17 protein-coding genes are annotated in these 17,788 nt (G+C 71.6%); 10 read left to right on the forward strand and 7 right to left on the reverse strand.

The features are described from left to right. Positions 1–53: 53 nt before the first annotated feature. Positions 54–614 (forward strand): sugar O-acetyltransferase, encoded by a 561-nt coding sequence (locus LZ198_RS09360; protein ID WP_253971552.1) that lies wholly within the window; start codon positions 54–56, stop codon positions 612–614. Positions 615–628: 14 nt separating this feature from the next. Here LZ198_RS09360 and LZ198_RS09365 read toward each other — a convergent pair whose 3' ends face one another. Next, positions 629–1,378: a DUF1338 domain-containing protein gene (locus LZ198_RS09365; RefSeq protein ID WP_253971553.1), complete on the reverse strand. Its 750-nt coding sequence runs from the start codon at positions 1,376–1,378 to the stop codon at positions 629–631. A 650-nt stretch (positions 1,379–2,028) separates the two neighbouring features. Next, positions 2,029–2,553, reverse strand: coding sequence for a hypothetical protein (locus LZ198_RS09370; RefSeq protein ID WP_253971554.1), 525 nt, complete (start codon positions 2,551–2,553; stop codon positions 2,029–2,031). 179 nt (positions 2,554–2,732) lie between these two features. Here LZ198_RS09370 and LZ198_RS09375 point away from each other — a divergent pair, with 179 nt between their 5' ends. Further along, positions 2,733–3,221: a GNAT family N-acetyltransferase gene (locus LZ198_RS09375; RefSeq protein ID WP_253971555.1), complete on the forward strand. Its 489-nt coding sequence runs from the start codon at positions 2,733–2,735 to the stop codon at positions 3,219–3,221. A 100-nt stretch (positions 3,222–3,321) separates the two neighbouring features. Here the strand turns inward: LZ198_RS09375 and LZ198_RS09380 are convergent, their stop codons facing one another. Beyond that, positions 3,322–4,053 (reverse strand): nitroreductase family protein, encoded by a 732-nt coding sequence (locus LZ198_RS09380; protein ID WP_253971556.1) that lies wholly within the window; start codon positions 4,051–4,053, stop codon positions 3,322–3,324. A 55-nt stretch (positions 4,054–4,108) separates the two neighbouring features. Here LZ198_RS09380 and LZ198_RS09385 point away from each other — a divergent pair, with 55 nt between their 5' ends. Continuing rightward, the gene (locus tag LZ198_RS09385; protein WP_253971557.1) at positions 4,109–4,765 is read left to right on the forward strand and encodes a TetR/AcrR family transcriptional regulator; all 657 of its coding nucleotides are present in this window, start codon (positions 4,109–4,111) and stop codon (positions 4,763–4,765) included. Positions 4,766–4,838: 73 nt separating this feature from the next. Here LZ198_RS09385 and LZ198_RS43395 read toward each other — a convergent pair whose 3' ends face one another. Then, positions 4,839–6,584: a DUF7151 family protein gene (locus LZ198_RS43395; RefSeq protein WP_323382229.1), complete on the reverse strand. Its 1,746-nt coding sequence runs from the start codon at positions 6,582–6,584 to the stop codon at positions 4,839–4,841. Between the two features lie 369 nt (positions 6,585–6,953). Here LZ198_RS43395 and LZ198_RS09395 point away from each other — a divergent pair, with 369 nt between their 5' ends. After that, the gene (locus LZ198_RS09395) at positions 6,954–7,478 is read left to right on the forward strand and encodes a phage tail protein (protein WP_253971558.1); all 525 of its coding nucleotides are present in this window, start codon (positions 6,954–6,956) and stop codon (positions 7,476–7,478) included. 198 nt (positions 7,479–7,676) lie between these two features. After that, positions 7,677–8,777, forward strand: coding sequence for an AI-2E family transporter (locus LZ198_RS09400; RefSeq protein WP_253971559.1), 1,101 nt, complete (start codon positions 7,677–7,679; stop codon positions 8,775–8,777). Positions 8,778–8,801: 24 nt separating this feature from the next. Here LZ198_RS09400 and bioA read toward each other — a convergent pair whose 3' ends face one another. Beyond that, complete coding sequence (gene bioA / locus LZ198_RS09405; protein WP_253971560.1) at positions 8,802–10,133, reverse strand: adenosylmethionine--8-amino-7-oxononanoate transaminase; 1,332 nt, start codon at positions 10,131–10,133, stop codon at positions 8,802–8,804. 212 nt (positions 10,134–10,345) lie between these two features. On the opposite strand from bioA, the gene LZ198_RS09410 reads away from it, so the two are divergent. From LZ198_RS09410 to LZ198_RS09420, 3 genes are all read left to right on the forward strand, one after another. Continuing rightward, positions 10,346–11,143 carry an acyl-CoA desaturase gene (locus LZ198_RS09410; RefSeq protein WP_253971561.1) on the forward strand — a complete coding sequence of 266 codons (798 nt, stop codon included), beginning with the start codon at positions 10,346–10,348 and terminating at the stop codon, positions 11,141–11,143. A 55-nt stretch (positions 11,144–11,198) separates the two neighbouring features. Then, positions 11,199–12,374, forward strand: a complete 1,176-nt coding sequence (locus LZ198_RS09415; RefSeq protein ID WP_253971562.1) for a GNAT family N-acetyltransferase — start codon at positions 11,199–11,201, stop codon at positions 12,372–12,374. Positions 12,375–12,473: 99 nt separating this feature from the next. Beyond that, entirely contained in the window at positions 12,474–12,929 is a 456-nt protein-coding gene (locus LZ198_RS09420; RefSeq protein ID WP_253971563.1) for a hypothetical protein, read from the forward strand. 42 nt (positions 12,930–12,971) lie between these two features. Here the strand turns inward: LZ198_RS09420 and LZ198_RS09425 are convergent, their stop codons facing one another. After that, positions 12,972–13,553 carry a hypothetical protein gene (locus LZ198_RS09425; RefSeq protein WP_253971564.1) on the reverse strand — a complete coding sequence of 194 codons (582 nt, stop codon included), beginning with the start codon at positions 13,551–13,553 and terminating at the stop codon, positions 12,972–12,974. A gap of 55 nt (positions 13,554–13,608) precedes the next feature. Between LZ198_RS09425 and LZ198_RS09430 the strand changes: the two genes are divergently transcribed. Then, the gene (locus tag LZ198_RS09430; RefSeq protein ID WP_253971565.1) at positions 13,609–14,841 is read left to right on the forward strand and encodes an SMI1/KNR4 family protein; all 1,233 of its coding nucleotides are present in this window, start codon (positions 13,609–13,611) and stop codon (positions 14,839–14,841) included. Between the two features lie 177 nt (positions 14,842–15,018). Next, positions 15,019–15,708, forward strand: coding sequence for a suppressor of fused domain protein (locus LZ198_RS09435; protein WP_253971566.1), 690 nt, complete (start codon positions 15,019–15,021; stop codon positions 15,706–15,708). Here LZ198_RS09435 and LZ198_RS09440 read toward each other — a convergent pair whose 3' ends face one another. Next, a complete protein-coding gene (locus LZ198_RS09440; RefSeq protein WP_253971567.1) occupies positions 15,709–17,727 on the reverse strand; it encodes an ATP-binding protein in 2,019 nt (672 codons plus the stop codon). It abuts the gene before it with no gap. Positions 17,728–17,788 lie beyond the last annotated feature (61 nt).

Consider the following 17,788-nt stretch of genomic DNA (forward strand, 5'->3'; position numbering starts at 1 on the left):
CGAGCCTCCGCGCATGGAGCCGGAACATCGGGGGGCCCCGACACTGGCGCGCCATGGCGAAGACCGAGAAAGAGAAGATGCTCGCGGGCGAGCTGTATCTCTGCAACGACCCGGAGCTGGTGGCGGCGCGCGCGCGGGCGCGGCGGCTGCTGCGCGCCTTCAACGACACCCTCATGGAGGACGCCGCGCCGAGACGAACGCTGCTCGGGCAGCTCATCGGCGAGCTGGGCGAGGGCGTCTACATCGAGCCGCCCTTCCACTGCGACTACGGCGCGTTCATCCGCCTGGGCGCGCGCGTCTACATGAACTTCCAATGCGTCATCCTGGACTGCAACCGGGTGACGATTGGTGACGACGTCGCCTTCGGCCCCAACGTCCACGTCTACGCGGCCACGCATCCGCTCGACGCGGACGAGCGCATCAAGGGCCCGGAGCTGGCGAAGCCCGTGGCCATCGGCGCGAAGACGTGGGTGGGCGGCGGCTCCATCATCCTGCCGGGGGTCACCATCGGCGAGGGCGTCACCATCGGCGCCGGCAGCGTGGTGACCAGGGACGTCCCGCCCTACGTCCTCGCCGCCGGCAACCCCTGCCGCGTCATCCGCTCGCTGCGCTGAGGGCGGCGCCGCGCCTACCGCTTCGTCATGTCGAACAGCGCGTGGGCCTGCGGGCCCAGGAAGCCGTCGAAGTCCGGCGCGCGTTGGGCAATCTCGAAGTACGCATAGGGCCACTCGCGGGTGCCGCCCTCCGCCAGCGCCACCGGCAGCGGCGCGGCGTGGGTGGCCGTCTGCCGCAGCGCCGTGCCCGGCGCGCCCTCGATGTCCGACTTCATGGGCACCCCCGCCTCGCGCATGCGCCGCTGCCACGCCTCCACGTCGTCCACCGCGCCGGTGAAGTGGTTCACCTTGCGGCCGAAGGCCAGGAGCCACGCGCCGTACTGCGACTCCTTCTCCAGCTCCAGCAGCGCGGCCCCGGAGGGCGGCGGCGGCGCGGAGAACCAGGCCGCCAGCGCGTCCACGTCCTCGGGCGGTGCGGGGTCCTCGGGCAGCGTCGCGAGCAGCTCGCGCGCCCGGGGCGACAGCTCCTCCGACAGCAGCTCGGAGATGAAGACCCGGGGCAGCCCGGCCGGATGTGACAGATAGATGGCGGAGAGGTGCGCGTCCGGGAACCGGTACGCCCCCGCCGGCCGCCAGCCCAGCCGCTCGAAGGGACGGGAGAACAGCGCGATGCCACCCCCGGGCCGCGCCAGCGAGCGCAGCGCGACGTGGTCGTTACGGAAGCGGCCCCCGGAGAGCGTCACGAAGGTCCTCGCATGGGGGACCTCGGCGGCGTAGCGCTCCCAGAGCAGGTCCAGGAGCCGGGTGGCGTGGGCGGTCGTCATGGCGGCGCACTCTACCGCCGCGCGCGCCGGGGCGAGCCCGTGCCCCCCACCCCGAAAAGAAGCGTGGCGGCGCGCGGCCCCGAACCCTTGGAGGGGTTCCATTCGGAGACGCGCGCCGCCCGCGAGAGACTCGCCTTGGAGTTTCGAGTCTCTACAACCATGGTATGCATTGACTTCCGTTCCGCCACCTTCCCGCGCCACCGAAGTCGCGCGGCGAAATAGGGTGCCGCGAGTCAAAACGCCAGCACGACACAAGGCCGCGCATCAAAGCCGCATTGCGCCATCCTGAAGCGCGACTAATTGACGTGCCTGTTACCGTAAGATTGCGCCATAGGTGTGACGCGACGCGTCTGCTCCCTTGCTGATTCCCGCAGGCGAGGGCGGAGACAGACCCCCAGGTCCACCTCCACCCTCTTCCACCGGGAACCCCACACCGGGCCCCCGGCGGCATCCCGAAGTCGGCCCGGGCACGACACCCCTGGGCTCCGTGGCTGGGGCGCGGAGGACGGGAGCGGCGCGAACGCGAGGGCCGCGTGGTGGCGGGCCCGGGTCGTGCCGGTGTGAACGGGGGCCGGGGGATTTCTTCCCGGGACTCCGGTCGATTTCCCGCGCGGGGCCGGGTGTCCGGTGGGAGACACCTCGCCGCCTGCTCAGTGCAGGTGTTCGGAGTGCATGGGCAGGCCGTGGAAGAAGCGCCGGCCGCTTTCGAAGCGGCGGTGGAAGCTGGTGCGGTCCTCCAGGTACATCCGGGCCATGTCCTCCTCGCCGTAGGCGCGGAAGAAGGCGGCGCGGGCCTCGTCGCAGGCGGACTCGTATTCGACACACAGGGCCTCCCAGTCCTCGGGGGCCGGCTCCGTGTCGTCCGCCCAGACGCCGTCATCCAGGCCGTACTCGCGCTCCATGACGTCCAGCTCGAGCGCCAGCCGCTGGACGCGAGGGACCTCCGTCAGGGCCTCGTCCGCCATGGCGGTGAGGATGTGGGCGACGAGGAAGAAGCCCGCATCGGGCGGGACGACCCCCTCCTCCCGGGCGGCGCGGAAGGCCACGAGAAGCTGCGCGTCCATGGCGTCATCGCCCAGCTCCATCAGCCGCGCGGCGAGCCCCCGCCACCGCTCCTCCGTCTCGCGGGCCTCCTGGAGGGCCAGCGTCAGTTCCTGGTCTCGCGTCTTCTTCATCTCGTGCTCCTGTTTCGAATGCGCCCGAGGCTCTCATCCAGGTCTGACGTGTGGACCGTGATTCCAGGGACGTCCGGGCCCGCCGAGCCCCCATGTCGCGTCAGGCGCGCGACGCTGGGTCCGGAGGGACGTCAGGTGATGGACGCGCGCCGGCCCGCGCGGCCATGCTGGGTGGCACCGTGTCCTTCAGCTCACGTCCCACCCAGGACTCCGACGAGGGGTTCCTCTTCACGCTGTACGCCGCCAACCGCGAGGGCGAGCTGGCCACGTGGGGATGGACACCGCCGCAGCGCGAGGCGTTCCTGCGGATGCAGTGGTTGGCGCAGCGCCGCTCGTGGGCCGCGCTCTTCCCGGGCGCGAGCGACCACCTGGTCCTGATGGAGGGCCGCCCCGTGGGCCGGCTGCTGGTGGACCGCGGCGGGGCCGTGTGGAGCCTGGTGGACGTCGCGCTGATGCCCTCGCACCAGGGCGGTGGCCTGGGCACGCGCGTGCTGCGGGAGCTGCTGGCGGAGGCCGGGGCGGCGCGAAGGCCGCTCACCCTGCACGTGCTCCAGGCCAACCCCGCGCGTCGACTGTATGGCCGGCTGGGCTTCCTCGACGTCGCGCCCGCGCGGCCGGAGGAGCCGTACGTGGCCATGCGGTGGACACCCGCGACGAACGCGGGCTGAGGGCACATGGGCCCTGCCGAGGGGGAGCGAGCCATTGCCCCCTCCACACGAATGACACGCGCGCCGATTGCTCCAGGCCGTCGCGCTGCGCGAGGGCTGCTCAGTGCTCGACGATGGTGTCGGCGACGGGCCGCCGCCAGCGAGGCTCGATGCGGGCGTCCGGGCGACGGCGCCCCAGGGCGATGACCAGCGGGATGACGGTGCCGCGCGGCAGCCCCAACGCCCGGGCCACCCGGCCGGCGTCGAAGCCCTCCATGGGACAGGAGTCCAGCCCCCGCGCGGACGCCGCCAGCATGAGCGTCTGCGCGGCGTAGATGCCGCTCCGGGCCGCCCAGTGGCGCATGCCCGACGTGCCGATGGGCAGCAGCGAGTACACCGGGTCGAACAGCGACAGCAGCATGCGCACCGGCGTCCACACGAGCAGCGGCGCGAAGCGCAGGAAGCGAGCGAACTTGCGAGCCTCCGCCTGGTGCCACGCCCGCGAGCGCGCGTCGAGCCCCGAGGGCGCGTCCAGGTGCGCCCACCAAGACGCCGCCGTGCGCTGGCCGATGCGCCGGCTCGCGGCGACGACGACCAGCGTCGACGCGGTGCGGGCGGCGCGCTGGGTGTTGCAGGCCTCGGCCACGCGCCGCTTCACGGCCTCGTCGCGCAGCCAGTGCAGCTCGTAGGGCTGGAGGTTGCCGCTCGACGGCGCGAGCAGCGCGGCCTCCAGCACGGCGCGGACGTCCGCGTCGTCGAGCGGCGCGCCGTCGAAGTCGCGCACCGCGCGGCGGTGTTCGTTGAGCGCCTGGAAGTGACCCCACCGGGCGGCGTCGGAGGATGGCTTGGACATGCGTCGAGAATGTAAGTTGGAGCTTGGATCCACAACTTGCATCCCGGAGGGCACGATGGCGACGAGACGACCCCGGACCGCGCCTCGGAAGCGGCCCACGCAGGAGCGCGCGGTGGCGACGGTCGACGCCATCCTGCAAGCCGCCGCTTACATTCTGGTGCGCCACGGCTGGGACGGGTTCACCACGAACCGGGTGGCCGAGCGCGCCGGGGTGAACATCGCGTCGCTGTACCAGTACTTCCCCAACAAGGAGGCGCTCGTCGTGGAGCTGCAACGCCGTCACGTGGCGAAGTCCCGCGTGGGGATGCGGGGCGCGGTCGACGTGCTGCGCGCGCAGCCGTCCCTGCCGGTGATGTTGAGGTGGGTGGTCGAGGCGGCGGTGGCCGAGCACCGCGTGGCGCCGGAGCTGCACCGGGTGTTCACCGAGGAGCTGCCCCGCTCCGCGCGCGCCGCGCCCGACGTCTCCGACGCGGAGGTGGAGCGCTTCTGGATGCGCGTGCTGGAGCCCTTCGCGCGCGAGGTGCCGGACCTGGCGCTCGCGGCGTTCGTGCTGCGGGTGACGCTGCACGCGGTGATTCACGAGGCGGCGTGCGCGCGGCCGGAGCTGCTGGACCGCCCCGAGTTCATCGACGACGTGGTCGTCCTGCTCGACCGCTACCTGCGCCGCGAGCCCGCCCCGCGGCGCGCGAGGGGCCGCGCGCGCACGGCCTGAAGACACGAACGGCCCGCGAGCTGGTGCGCCCGCGGGCCGTTCCTCCACCTCCGGGTGAGGGAGGCGTCCTCGACTAGAGGAAGAGGTTCTCCGGGAGCGGCGTCACCGTCTGGAAGACGTATCCGATGCTGCCCGCCGTGGGCGTGATGTTCGTGGCGCCACCCGTGCCACCATTGCCGCCCGACGCGCCGCCGCCGCCGCCCGCGGTGGTGGCGGTGCTCGACCCGTTCGGCCCCTCGGTGGTGCCCGCGGAGCCTCCGTTGACGTTGAGGGTGCCGCTCGCCACGGGCGTCATCGAGGAGAGCAGGTGGATGATTCCGCCGCCACCGCCGCCGCCGCCGCCCTTGCCGGGGCTCGGGCTGCCCGTGTTGTCTCCCGCCCCTCCGTTCCCTCCCACGGCGTACAGGCTCCCCGTCATGGTGATGCCGGCCTTGCCCACGATGACGATGACGCCACCGCCACCGCCGCCGCCGCCCGGCACGTTGGCCGTATCCGCGGCGGTGAACCCGCCGTCACCCGAGGCATTGATGGCGCCCCCGTTCTGGATGCGGACCGTGCCCTGCGCGAGGACGACGAGCGTACCGCCACCGTCGCCTCCGACGGCCGTGTTGTTCTTCGCTCCCGCACCACCACCCTTGACACCCGGCCGCAGCAACTGCGCGGACTGGAGCGGCTGCAGCCCGACTCCGCCCGCCGGCTCACCGGCGGAGGAGCGCGCCGAGCCCGACTCCGCCGGCCCCACGCCATTGTCGGTGGAGGACTGGTCGACGATGATGTTGCCGGTCACCGTGAAATCGCCCGTCGCCCGGATGACCGTGCCGCTGGGGACGATGAGGGTCCCGGCGATGGTCACGTTGGTGAACTGCAGGGCCTGCCGCCCCTGCGAGACGAGGGTGCTGTAACCCGACGCGATCGTCAGATCGAGGTTCGTGCCCGAGGGGACGCTCCACGCCCCCGAAGTCCCATCACCGTAGATCCCCGTCGAGCCCGCCGGACCTTGAGGTCCCGTGGCGCCCGTCGCACCCGTGGCGCCCGTGGCGCCCGTCTGCCCCTGAGGACCTTGCTGGCCCTGAGGCCCCGTATCACCAGGGGCGCCCTGCTGCCCGTCCGGGCCCCGCGCGCCGTTGCACACGAAGCGCGTCAGCGCCGCGTTCTCCTCGCCCGCGTCCAGCGTGCCGTTGCCATTGGCGTCCAGCCCGAACTGGAGCCGCACGCCGCCGGTGGCGCAGTTGCTCCCCGCGGCCTCCGTGCTCGTCGCCGACAGCGCGTGGAGCCCCGCCGCGCCCTGCGGGCCGGTCTCGCCGCGCAGGCCCTGAGGCCCCATCTCCCCCTGGGGGCCCTGCACACCTTGCAGCCCCTGCGGGCCGTTGCAGACGTAGCTGGTGGTATCCACCTCGTCTTCGTCCAGCGTGCCGTCGCCGTCATCGTCGACGCCGGCCTCGAGCTTCACGCCCCCCGTGGCGCAGTTGCCGCCCGCGGCCTCCGCGGTGGTGCGCGCCAGCGCGTTCTTGCCCGCCTCGCCCTGGGGACCGTTGCCGGAGCCCGCCGGGCCCTGGGGACCTTGAGGACCCACGGGGCCCGCCGCGCCCGTGTCTCCCTTCGGGCCCTGGATGCCCTGGAGCCCCGCCTCGCCCGTGTCCCCCTTCGCGCCCGCCGGACCCGCCGGACCCGCCTGCCCCTGCAGCCCCTGCGGGCCCTGAGGTCCTTGTGGCCCCTGGGAGCCCTTGTCGCAGCCCGCCACGCACAACAACGTCGCCATGGGCAGGACGCGGAGCAGTCCCGTCCACTGCGTGGGGCGTCGCCAGTTCACTCGAACCATGATGTTTCTCCTCGTCGTGACACTCAGGGTGCCGCCCATGAGCAAGTCACGCGCCAGGATGGATTGGCCCCCGTCCGTCATCCAACCCGACAGGGTGAATCACATTGTCTCTCAACTCGGCTCACGCGCGATAGCAGCCAACCGCGTTCCCCGTGAACGCACGTCGCGTCTGGGCGGAACGCATGACGCGCTCGGGCGCACGTCCCCCTCGGAGGCTGTCGACGCCTCTCGAAGCGATGTCGTGAATCGTGTCAACCACGCGGGAATTTCCGGACCTCGGAGGCTGGCCGAAGAGTTGCTGATACCGGCTCCGACACCGCAGCAGCGGTCTCGACCGACCCCGAATCTCCCCCACAGAAAGGTGTTCCCGTGTCCACGCCATACATTGGTGAAATCATCATGTTCGCAGGCAACTTCGCGCCGCGCGGATGGATGTTCTGCCAGGGCCAGTTGCTCTCCATCGCCCAGAACACGGCGCTCTTCGCCATCCTGGGCACCACCTACGGTGGCAACGGCCAGACGACCTTCGCGCTGCCGGACCTGCGCGGCCGCTATCCGATGCAGCCGGGCCAGGGCCCCGGGTTGTCGCCGCGCACCCTCGGCGAGCAGGGCGGCTCGGAGACGGTGACGCTCATCGCCAGCCAGATGCCCGCGCACACCCACTCGCTGAACGTCAGCTCGCAGGCCGGAGAGGTGGAGACGCCCATCGGCACGGTGCTGGCCACCGACACCAACGGCACCATCCTCAACTACCGGGCCGGGCCCATCGACGGGACGATGAACCCGGCGGCCATCGGCGTCGCGGGCGGGAGCCAGCCGCACAACAACATGTCGCCCTTCCTGTGCCTCAACTTCATCATCGCCGTCGAAGGCGTCTTCCCGTCGCGGGACTAGCGACCGCGTGAACCGAGGGAGGACGGGCCCGGCCGGTCCTCCTGTCCGACACCGGACGCCTGGGCGCTCGCGTCCGCCTCCCGGTGGACGAGTCCACACCTCGATGGCCGCCGTCGTGCGGGGGGGCACTGGCGTTCGCGCCCGACACGACACACTCCAGCGGGGCGGAGTGTGGGTCGGGCAGCGCGCGAGGGGACGGTGGCCGAGCAAGGTGGAGCGGGACAACGCTCACAGGTGACGCCGAAGACGGTGTTCACCGTGTGCTTCGCGGTGCTGGGCGTCCTGGCGCTGGTGTTCCTGGTGGTGCGCACGCGGATGGCGCTCACGCTCACCGGCATCGCGGCGCTGCTGGCGCTGGCGCTGGAGCACGGCGTGTCGCGCCTGGAGCGCTTGCGCGTCCCCCGGGCGCTCGCCATCGCGATGATGCTCGTGGGCGCGATGGCGGTGCTCGCGATGCTGGCGCTCATCGTCATCCCCGCCGCGGCGGCCCAGGTGGACGAGCTGCTCCGCCAGTGGCCCCACCTCGTCCAGGAGGTGCGCGAGTCGCGCCTCGTCCACACCGTGAGCCAGCGGCTGGCGAACATGGGGTGGTCGCGCGAGCTCGAGGAGGCCACGCCCCGGCTCGCCACGGGGGAGCTGCCCGGGCTGGTGGTCCGCGTCCTCAGCGGCATGGTGGGGCTGGCGGGCGGCGGCATCACCGTGTTCTTCCTGGTGGTGTTCATGCTGGTGTTCGGCGGGGGCCTGCTGCGCAGGCTGCTGGACCTGGCGCACCCCCAACACCGGCTGCGCTACGTGCGCGTGCTGCGCAACGTGTACCGGGCCACGGGGGGCTACCTGATGGGGCTCACCGTCATCTGCACCGTCAACGCGCTGCTCACCTCCACGGTGCTGGCGGTGCTCGGCGTGCCGTACTTCCTGCCGCTGGGCATCGTCAGCGGCTTCTCCAGCATGGTGCCCTACGCGGGGCCGGTGGTGGCCGGCAGCCTCATCACCCTGCTGTCCTGGGCCACCGGGGGCTTCTGGCTCGCGGTGGGCGTGCTCGCGTACTTCGTGCTGTACGGACAGCTCGAGGGCAACGTGCTGGCGCCGCTCGTGTTCCGGCGCACCGTCCACGTCAACCCGCTCATCATCCTGCTGGCGGTGCTCTTCTGCGCGGAGCTGGGCGGCATCGTCGGCGCGGTGGTGGCCGTGCCCGTGGCCGCCGCCGTGCAGGTCGTGGTGCGCGAGGTCATCCTCTACCGACAGGAGCGACGCATGGGCCTGGCGCCCACGCCGCCTCCCAGCTCGGGGAGCGGCTGACCCGCGCCCCTCCCGGCGTGTCCGTCAGCCCTTCAGCACCTCGCGCAGCGCGTCCTCGACACCGGCGAGCAGCTCGTCGAGCGCGGCGTCGGGGATGTTGAGCGCGGGGGCGACGTACACCGTGTCACCGAGCGGGCGCAGGTACAGCCCGCGCTTGCGCGCCGCCTCGTACACGCGCCAGCCGCTCTGGGCGAGGTAGCCTCCGCCGCCCAGGTCCACCGCGCCCACCATGCCCACGGCGCGCGGGCGGACCAGCCCGGGGAGCGAGCCGGCCATGCGCTCGAAGGCGGCCTTCACGCGTGGGGCCTTGCGCGCCACCTGCCCCAGCACGTCCTCGTCGCGGTACACCGCGAGCACCTCGCGCGCCACGGCCGCGCCCAGCGGATTGCCGCAGTACGAGTGCCCGTAATACAGCGCCCGCGACGACGCGCCGAGGAACCCGGAGAAGACCCGCTCGGAGGCCAGCGTCACCGCGAAGGGCATCAGCCCGCCGGACAGCGCCTTGGCCAGACACAGCATGTCCGGCACCACGCCCGCCAGGTCCACCGCGAAGCGCGCGCCGGTGCGCCCCATGCCGGTGAAGACCTCGTCGGCGATGAGGAACGTGTCCACCGCGCGTGTCTCCTCGCGCACCGCGCGCAGGAAGTCCGGCGAGTACATGTACATGCCGGCCGCGCCCTGGATGATGGGCTCGAGGATGACGGCGGCGATCTCCTCCGGGTGCTCGCGCAGCGCGGCCCGCACCTGGGCGAAGGCGCGCTCCCAGCCGCCCTCCTCCGCGGGCGACGGCACGTGCACCACGTCGAACAGCAGCGGCCCGAACACCTCGCGGAACAGCGGCACGCCGCCCACGCTGGTGGAGCCGAGGGTCTCGCCATGGAACGCGCCGGACAGGGTGATGAAGCGCGTGCGGCGGGGCCGGCCGTTCTGGGCCCAGTACTGGGCCGTCATCTTGATGGCCACCTCCACCGCCGTGCTGCCGTTGTCGGAGTAGAAGGCGCGGGTGAGCCGCTCCACCGCCGGGACGTCCGCCCGGTCCGCCCCGGGGGCGATGGCGGCCAGCTCCGCGCCGAGCAGCGCGGCGGGCTCGTGGGTGATGCCCGCGAGCGACACGTGCGGGAGCCGGCCCACCTGCTCCATCAGCGCGCGCACGAGGCGCGGGTGCCGGTGCCCCAGCGTGGACACCCACCAGGAGCCGTTCGCGTCCAGGTAGCGCCGCCCGTCCACGTCGAAGAGGTACGGCCCCTCCGACCGGCTGATGACCAGCGGGTCGGTGCTGGCGATGTACGCCTCCATGGCGGTGTACGGGTGCCAGACGTGCCCCTTGTCCAGCTTGACGATGTCCGCCCGCTCCACGCGTGTGCTCCTCTCGAAGGTGTGCGTGCCCTCCGTACCGGAAGATGCACCTTGGACGAGGTGCGTCATGCGTCAGGCCCAGCGGTCCGGCTGATGGCGCCCTGAAGCCAGGGGCTGATTCCCCGCTCGGTGGAGGCGGCTTCGGGGGCGCCATGACGCTGCCATGACATGGCCGGTGTTACCCGGGTTCAGTCACGAACCGGGAGCCTGCCGTGGCCATCCTCCTCTTCTTCATCTCGCACTGGCTGCTCTGTGTCTTCTTCCAGAGCTTCTTCCAGCACCGGTACGCCGCGCACCGCATGTACACCATGGGTCCGCGCACCGAGCGGGCGATGCACCTGCTCACCTACCTGGTCCAGGGCTCGTCGTACCTGTCACCGCGCGCGTACGCCATCCTGCACCGCGAGCACCACGCCTTCTCCGACACGGAGAAGGACCCGCACTCGCCGCACTTCTTCACGGACGTCTTCCGGATGATGCTCCACACGAAGAAGCGCTACGACGCGTACACCCAGGGAGAGGGGCAGCCGGAGGCCCGCTTCCTCGGCGGCTATCCCGAGTGGAAGCTCGTGGACGACACGCTGCGCACCTCGTGGCTGGCGACGCTCGGCTGGGTGGCGCTGTACTCGGCGTTCTACCTGACGTTCGCCACCTCGCCCTGGCAGTTCCTGCTCCTGCCGGTCCACTTCCTGATGGGCCCGGTGCACGGCGCCATCGTGAACTGGTGCGGACACAAGTACGGCTACCGGAACTTCGAGAGCAGCGACAAGTCGCGCAACACGCTGCCGGTGGAGCTGCTGTGCATGGGTGAGCTGTTCCAGAACAACCACCACAAGTACGGCAGCAGCCCGAACTTCGCGGCGCGCAGGTTCGAGGTGGACCCCACGTGGCAGGTGATGCGCGTGCTGGCGAAGCTGGGGGTCATCCGCATCGCCACCCCGCAGCGGGCGGTGTGGCCGGAGCCGCGGCAGGCCGCCCGGGAGACGGGCGCCCCGGCCCAGGCCGCCTGACGTCCCAGGAGGCGTGGAGCGGCGCCCGCACGGGGCTCGCGTTAGAACTGGCCCCGTGCCCGCCGACAACTCGCTCCGCCTCCGCATCCTCGACGCAGTGACGGACGTCCCGGCCGCCGGCTGGGACGCGCTCCTGGGCCCGGACGCGCCCCCCTTCGTGCGCCACGCGTGGTTGGCGGCCATGGAGGAGAGTGGCAGCGCCACCGAGGAGACCGGGTGGGCGCCGCACCACCTGACGCTGTGGCGGGGGCCGAAGCTGGTGGCCGCCGCGCCCGCGTACCGCAAGTTCCACAGCATGGGCGAGTACATCTACGACTTCGGGTGGGCGGACGCCGCCGCCCGGCTCGGCGTGGCGTACTACCCGAAGCTCATCGTCGGCGGGCCGCTGTCCCCGGCCACGGTGCCCCGGTTGCTCGTCGCCCCCGGCGAGGACGTGCCCGGCTTGCGGCGCGCGCTGCTGTCGGCGGCGGTGGAGAGCGCCCAGGAGGCGGGGTGCTCGTCGGTGCACTTCCTGTATCCCACGGACGAGGAGGCGGACTTCCTGGAGGAGGCGGGGCTGGCCCGGCGGGTGACGCTCCAGTTCCATTGGAAGAACCCGGGGTATGGCAGCTACGACGACTATCTGGCCCGGTTCGACTCCAAGCGCCGCAACCAGCTCAAGCGCGAGCGCGGGGCCGCGGCGACGCAGGGAATCACGCTGCGCACGGTGCGCACCACGGAGCTGACGCCGGCGCACGCGAAGCGCGCGTATGGGTTCTACACAGCGACGTGCGAGCGGCACGCGTGGGGGCAGATACAGCTCACGCCGGGGTTCTTCTCGCGGGTGTTCCAGGCGATGCCGGACACGGTGGAGCTGGTGGAGGCGGTGCGCGAGGGGCGGGTCATCGCGGGGGCGTTCAACCTGGCGACGAAGGAGCGGCTCTATGGCCGCTACTGGGGCAGCGTCGAGGAGCACCCGTTCCTGCACTTCCACGTGTGTCTCTACCACTCGGTGGATGACTGCATCCGCGCGGGGCGCAAGGTGTTCGAGCCCGGGGCCGGCGGTGAGCACAAGGTGTCGCGCGGCTTCGAGCCCACGGCGGTGCACAGCGCGCACGTCATCTTCGACCGGCGACTGGACGGCGCGGTGCGCGACTACGTGCGCCGCGAGCGGGCACGGCTGAACGTCGCGGTGGAGGAGGCGGAGCAGATCGCCGGCCTCAAGCCGTGGCCTTTGCCTGGGCGGGGCTGACGCACCCGCGAAGGGTCCCGTCGACTCGACCGAGCCCTGTCGTCACCTGACAGGCCGCTCTTCATTGGCCTAGCATGTCCGGAATATCCGGGAGAGCCCATGAAGCGAGTCCTGCGGGATGTGATGCTGGGAGGAGGCTGTGCGCTGCTCGTGGCCTGCGCTGGAGACGATGAAGCAACGACCTCGTTCGCCATCCAGGTGCATGTCCCCCTGGCGACGAGTCCTTGCGACGTCGCGTCAGCGACCGCGTCCCTGAGCGGACCGGTTCGACACATCGACCCGACGCCCCTCGAGGTGACGGACGACGCCATTCATGGGGCCCTCCTGGACGTCCCCGTGGGGCGACAGCATCAGGTGTTCGTGGAGGTCTACGACTCGAGCGGCCTGGAGGTGTACTCGGGCAACTCGACGGTGGACGTCACCACGGGCATAGAGATACCGGCGAGCATCTTCCTCTCCAGCAACGGCAAGAACTGCCCGGGTGGGGGCACGGAAAACAGCCGCCTCATCGGCAGGCTGGAGCAGATCACCGTCGACGCGGCCAGCGGCCCGTAGAGGCCCGCGCCTCGCCCCATCCGTCCGTGGGCGTCGGTATCCCTATCGCTTCTTCAGGTCCCCGAGCCGCTCCACGGCACAGAGGGATTCGTTCACCCGGATGACGAGTCCCTGCGTGTCCAGGTCGAACTCCATGACAGGAATGGATGACTCCCGTCGAGCGCCGGAGATCCGCACCTCGACATCGATTTCCTCGCTGACCTGGAGCGTACCTTCCTCACGCTCATCGGCCTTTCCCTTGGGCTGGAAACACACCTCCCGTGCCCCAGGTGCAAGGAGCATCCTTGCCGGCGTCTTGCGGTCGTTCTGCACGCGAAGCGTGACCCTCGAGATGGGCCTGGCGGGAAGCGTCCCGCTCGGCTGTCCCGGAGGCGCCACGAAGTCGAGATTGGAGTGGCTCCACCCCCAAAGCACGAGCGCCTGGGCGTCCAATTCGACGGGAAGCAAGCCACCATCCCCTCTAACGGACTTCCCATCCACGACTTCATCCTTCTCGGGCCCTTCCACCTCGACGTCGATGACGCCTCCAACGTCGAGGGTATGCGCGCGGCCCCATGGCTCCAGCACCAGATAGGCGGATTCAGAGAGGGCATTGCGCACGCGAACCCTGAAATTCAGTGGCATGAATCTCCTCGAACGACGAACCGACGCGGGCAGCCCTAGCATAGTCTGACCCGCGATGCCTGGAATCGTCGCGTTGTGGGATGAATGGTGTGCCCGGCAGGTCAGCGCGGGCTTCGAGGGGCTGCACGGTGCCGAGCCGCTCTCCCCCGAACAGCTCGACCCGTACGAGGCCGCCTTCTGGCGGCGTGGCTTCGACCTCCCGGACGACCTGCGCGAGCTGCTCGTCGCGCGCGGCATCGTGTGGGTCGCGCCCATCGAGCTCGATGACGGAGACCTGGTTCCGGGCCTGCGCCTGCTCAGCACCCCGCGCCTGCTCGATGACCACGACCGACACCTGGAGCTGGCCGAGCTCAACGGCGTGGCTCGCGCCGCGCAGTGGATGCTGTTCACCACGGAGCGCGGCGACCTCGACTCCGCCTGGGCACTCGACCACCGCTTCGGTGCCCATGGCGTCGGCGCCTACTCCCAGGACCTCGTCTCCACCCACTCCGTGGACCCCGCCGAGCCCCTGCCCTCCGCGTCTCCCGATATCCACACCTGGCTCGCCGCGAAGCTGGAGGAACTCGACGCGCGACGCCAGGGCTTGAGCCGCGACGTCATCGACCTGGCGCTGGACGAAGTCCACGCCGCGCCGCCCTCGGCGGACGAGGCCTTCGCGGCGGCTCGACACGCCCTGCTCACCATGGCCGAGGCGCGCGTCGCCCGAGGCGGGCTCCGCTGGGAGACACTCGACCCGGACTGGCGGCGCCTCGCGAGCGGCACGCAAGACACCGAGCTGCTCCAGCGCATCCTCGACGGCGTGCGGGCGGATCGCCGCAAGGGCCGCCCCGGAGTCCCCTTCGACCTGATCGCCCGAGGCGCGGACTGGCCCTGGGACTACCCGGGCCCCGGCCAGCTCGTGGCCCGGCTCGATGAGCCCGCACGCAGGAAGGTCATCGCCTGGGCGCTCGGCCGCGCCATCCAGCACACCCAGGAGGGCACGGCGCTCCACGCCGCCAGGGAGGCCCTCGCCTCGGGGCACGGCGGCCCCCGAGACTTGTCGCGCAATCTCTGCGCCGAGGGCTGGACGGAGCGCCCCATCGACCTCATGACCCCCGCCGGACGCGGCCGCCTCCTCGCGCGAGCAGCGGCGCTCGCGCTGTCATCCCCCACCGAACCCAACCTGGAGCGCGTGCTGACCCTCTGCGCGACCGTGGGCGCGGGGCAGCCAGGCGCCTGGAACCTGCTCGACGCGTGGGATCACCTCGAGGCCGTCGTGCTCGGACGCACGCCGCCAGACCGCGCCTGACCGGGCTCCCGGCCCGCCACGGGGCCTCATGGCGAACAGCCGGCACTCCCTGGGAGCCCCCACCTTCACGGCCGGCGGCTCCCCCGGCGGACAGGGCCCCGTCCCCCAGCAGACAGGCGGTGGGGGGCCCTCTTCGGAATGTTGTGAAACCGGGGCGACCCTCTAGAGTGGAGGCGTATGAAAGCCCCGGAGACGGACGAGGACTTCATCCAGTGGTACGAGGACTGCTGGGCGGACCGCGATGAAGTCGAGTACCCCAAGATGTTCGGCGCCATCGACGAAGGCGTCTTCACGCTGGACCAGACCGACGCCATCCAGGCGTGGATGGAGAGCGACCTCGCGCAGGTACAAGGTGAACCGGACCCCAACTGGGGCCCGATGGGCGTGCGCGTCGCGCCCCCCAGCGCGGACTACCCCTACTGGACCTATGTGACCAGCGGGCTGTCCAACCCGTTCACCATCACCCCCGGAGAGGAGTTCCCCGACGACGCACCCAGTGGCATCGGCTACGAGATGGTCATCCACACGCCGGAGGAGGCCAAGTGGCCCGTGTTCCGGCTGCTGGACATGATGGCCTACAACCTCGTGTGCATGCGCGCCTTCGCCCTCAACCACCGCTATCCGGTGGAGGGGACGCTCGACGGCGGCGAGTCCAAGCTCAGCGGCTTCGCCTTCGTGCGCGACCCGTCCCGCCCCGACCACTTCGCCCTGCCCAGCGGCAAGGTGCAGTTGCTCACGCTCGTGGGTGTCACCAAGAACGAGATGGCCTTCGCCCGCTCCAACGGCATGGACAAGCTGATGGAGAAGCTGGTGGCCGCCGGAACGGGCTACATCACCCACCCGGACCGCGAGGAAGTGAAGCTGTAATCAACTCCCGCCCGCCACGCGTGACGGTGCCCCCAGGGCCCCGACGCGTGGCGGCGCCCCTTCCACCAGCGCCCGCAGCGTCCCGGGGTCGAAGGGCTTCTCGATGCGCGGCAGCGGCACCGACTGGAGGAACGTCCGCGCCCGCTCCGTGAACGCGCCGCCCGTCATGAAGACGAAGCGCGACAGCAGTTGAGGCCGCCGCGCCACCAGCGCCGCGTGCAGGTCCATCCCCGTCACGTCCGCCATCATCAGGTCGCAGAAGACGCGGTCGAAGTCGTCGTCGCGCGCCAGGAGCTCCAGCGCCTCGCGTCCGCTGTGCACCACCACCACCTCGTGGTGACGCCCCAACAGCCGGTGCAGCAGCGACGCCAGTTGCGGCTCGTCGTCCACCACCAGCACCCGCTTGCGCACCGGCACCTCGTCCGACGCGCGCGAGGAGACCTGCGGGCTCACCGCCGCCGCGACGGGCAGCCGCACGCGGAACGTGCTCCCCGCCCCCGGCGTGCTCGTCACCGACAGCTCGCCGCGCATGCTGCGCACCATGCCCAGGCTGGTGGACAACCCCAGCCCGCTGCCCGCGCCGATGGGGCGCGTGGTGAAGAAGGGCTCGAAGACGCGCGCCAGCACCTCCGGCGTCATGCCGTGCCCCGTGTCCTCCACCTCCACCACCACCCACGGGCCGTCCACCCGCGTGGTGAGCGAGACACGGTGGTGCGTGAAGTCACCCTCCGGAATCGCCAGCGCCGCGTTGACCAGCAGGTGCAGGAACACCTGCCCCAGCCGCGCCTCGTGCGCCATGACGGTGGGCACCTCCGCGTAGCGCCGCACCACCTCCGCGCGGTAGCGCAGGTGCGGCATCGCCATGGACAGGCCGAACTCCAGCGCCGCGTGCACGTCCACCGGCGACAGGTGCGGTTCGTCCGCGCGGGCGAACGTCTGCAGGTCCCGGACGATGACGCGGATGCGCTCGGCGCCCTCGCGGGCCTCGCGCAGCGCCTCCAGCGCCTCGCACAGCGGCGTGCCCTTCACGCCGCCCCCGTCCAGGTGCTCCAACTGCTCCAGCGCGAACTGGAGGTTGCCGCTGACGTAGGAGAGCGGGTTGTTGATTTCGTGGCCCACGCCCTCGGCGAGCTGACCCGCCATGGCCAGCTTCTCCGACTGCACCAGCCGCTCGCGCGCGGCGACCAGCTCCTGCGTGCGCTCGCGCACCAGGGCCTCGGCCTCCAGGCGGCCGGAGTGCTCCCGCGTGAGCAGCGCGTCGCGCTCCGCCTCCGCGCGCTTCTTGCCGGTGATGTCGCGCGAGAAGACAGACACGTTCTGTCCGGAGCACCACGCGTGCACCTCGTGCCAGCGGTCCGGCGCGGAGCGCACCTCGAAGACGGTGGAGGAGCTCTGATCGGCCACGCGCCGCAGCTCGCGCTCGAACAGCGTGCCGATGAGCTCCGGACATGCCTGCCACAGCACGCGGCGGAAGACCTGCTCCTGTGAGCGCCCCGTGATTTCGGCCGCCTGCCGGTTGACGTAGGTGACGCGCCACTCGGCGTCCACGGTGAAGAACGCCTCGGGCGTGCTCTCCAGCACGTCGCGCACCCAGTCCAGCGTGTCGCGGAGGCCCTCCTCCACGCGCAGGGCGCTGGTGACGTCGCGCAGGCGCAGCAGCACGCCGTCGCGCAGCGGCACCGCAGTGCTGTGCAGCACCGCGTCCCCCTCCGGGAAGCTGTCCGCGGCGGGACGGCCCGACTCCACCACGTGCCGCAGCACCGCCAGCCGTCCGCCCAGCCCCGCGTTCGCCGGCAGCTCCCCCAGCCGCTTGCCCCGCAGCGGCTCCGATCCCAACCGGAGCGCCTGCGAGGCCGCGGGGTTGGCCCACAGCCACTCGAAGTCGACGATGGCGCCCGCGGCGTCGCGCACCGCGAGCAGCACCATGCAGCCCTCGGAGTCGTGGCGCTCGGCCTCCTCCAACGCCGCCAACAACGTGTCCGCGCCCGTTCCCGGCTGTCTGGTGTCCGTCGCCGACATGTCACGCCCACTCCGGGCGAATGCTCGGCCCGGAGGCAATCCCCTCCAGGCCCCACGGGGG

Source organism: Myxococcus dinghuensis, from assembly GCF_024198235.1.
In the GTDB taxonomy this organism is placed as follows: Bacteria; Myxococcota; Myxococcia; order Myxococcales; family Myxococcaceae; genus Myxococcus; species Myxococcus dinghuensis.

Coding starts and splice junctions, on each gene's coding strand:
- LZ198_RS09360 (WP_253971552.1), top strand. CDS start 54: ATGGCGAAGACCGAGAAAGAGAAGATGCTCGCGGGCGAGCTGTATCTC.
- LZ198_RS09365 (WP_253971553.1), bottom strand. CDS start 1,378: ATGACGACCGCCCACGCCACCCGGCTCCTGGACCTGCTCTGGGAGCGC.
- LZ198_RS09370 (WP_253971554.1), bottom strand. CDS start 2,553: ATGAAGAAGACGCGAGACCAGGAACTGACGCTGGCCCTCCAGGAGGCC.
- LZ198_RS09380 (WP_253971556.1), bottom strand. CDS start 4,053: ATGTCCAAGCCATCCTCCGACGCCGCCCGGTGGGGTCACTTCCAGGCG.
- LZ198_RS09385 (WP_253971557.1), top strand. CDS start 4,109: ATGGCGACGAGACGACCCCGGACCGCGCCTCGGAAGCGGCCCACGCAG.
- LZ198_RS43395 (WP_323382229.1), bottom strand. CDS start 6,584: ATGGTTCGAGTGAACTGGCGACGCCCCACGCAGTGGACGGGACTGCTC.
- LZ198_RS09420 (WP_253971563.1), top strand. CDS start 12,474: ATGAAGCGAGTCCTGCGGGATGTGATGCTGGGAGGAGGCTGTGCGCTG.
- LZ198_RS09425 (WP_253971564.1), bottom strand. CDS start 13,553: ATGCCACTGAATTTCAGGGTTCGCGTGCGCAATGCCCTCTCTGAATCC.
- LZ198_RS09430 (WP_253971565.1), top strand. CDS start 13,609: ATGCCTGGAATCGTCGCGTTGTGGGATGAATGGTGTGCCCGGCAGGTC.
- LZ198_RS09435 (WP_253971566.1), top strand. CDS start 15,019: ATGAAAGCCCCGGAGACGGACGAGGACTTCATCCAGTGGTACGAGGAC.
- LZ198_RS09440 (WP_253971567.1), bottom strand. CDS start 17,727: ATGTCGGCGACGGACACCAGACAGCCGGGAACGGGCGCGGACACGTTG.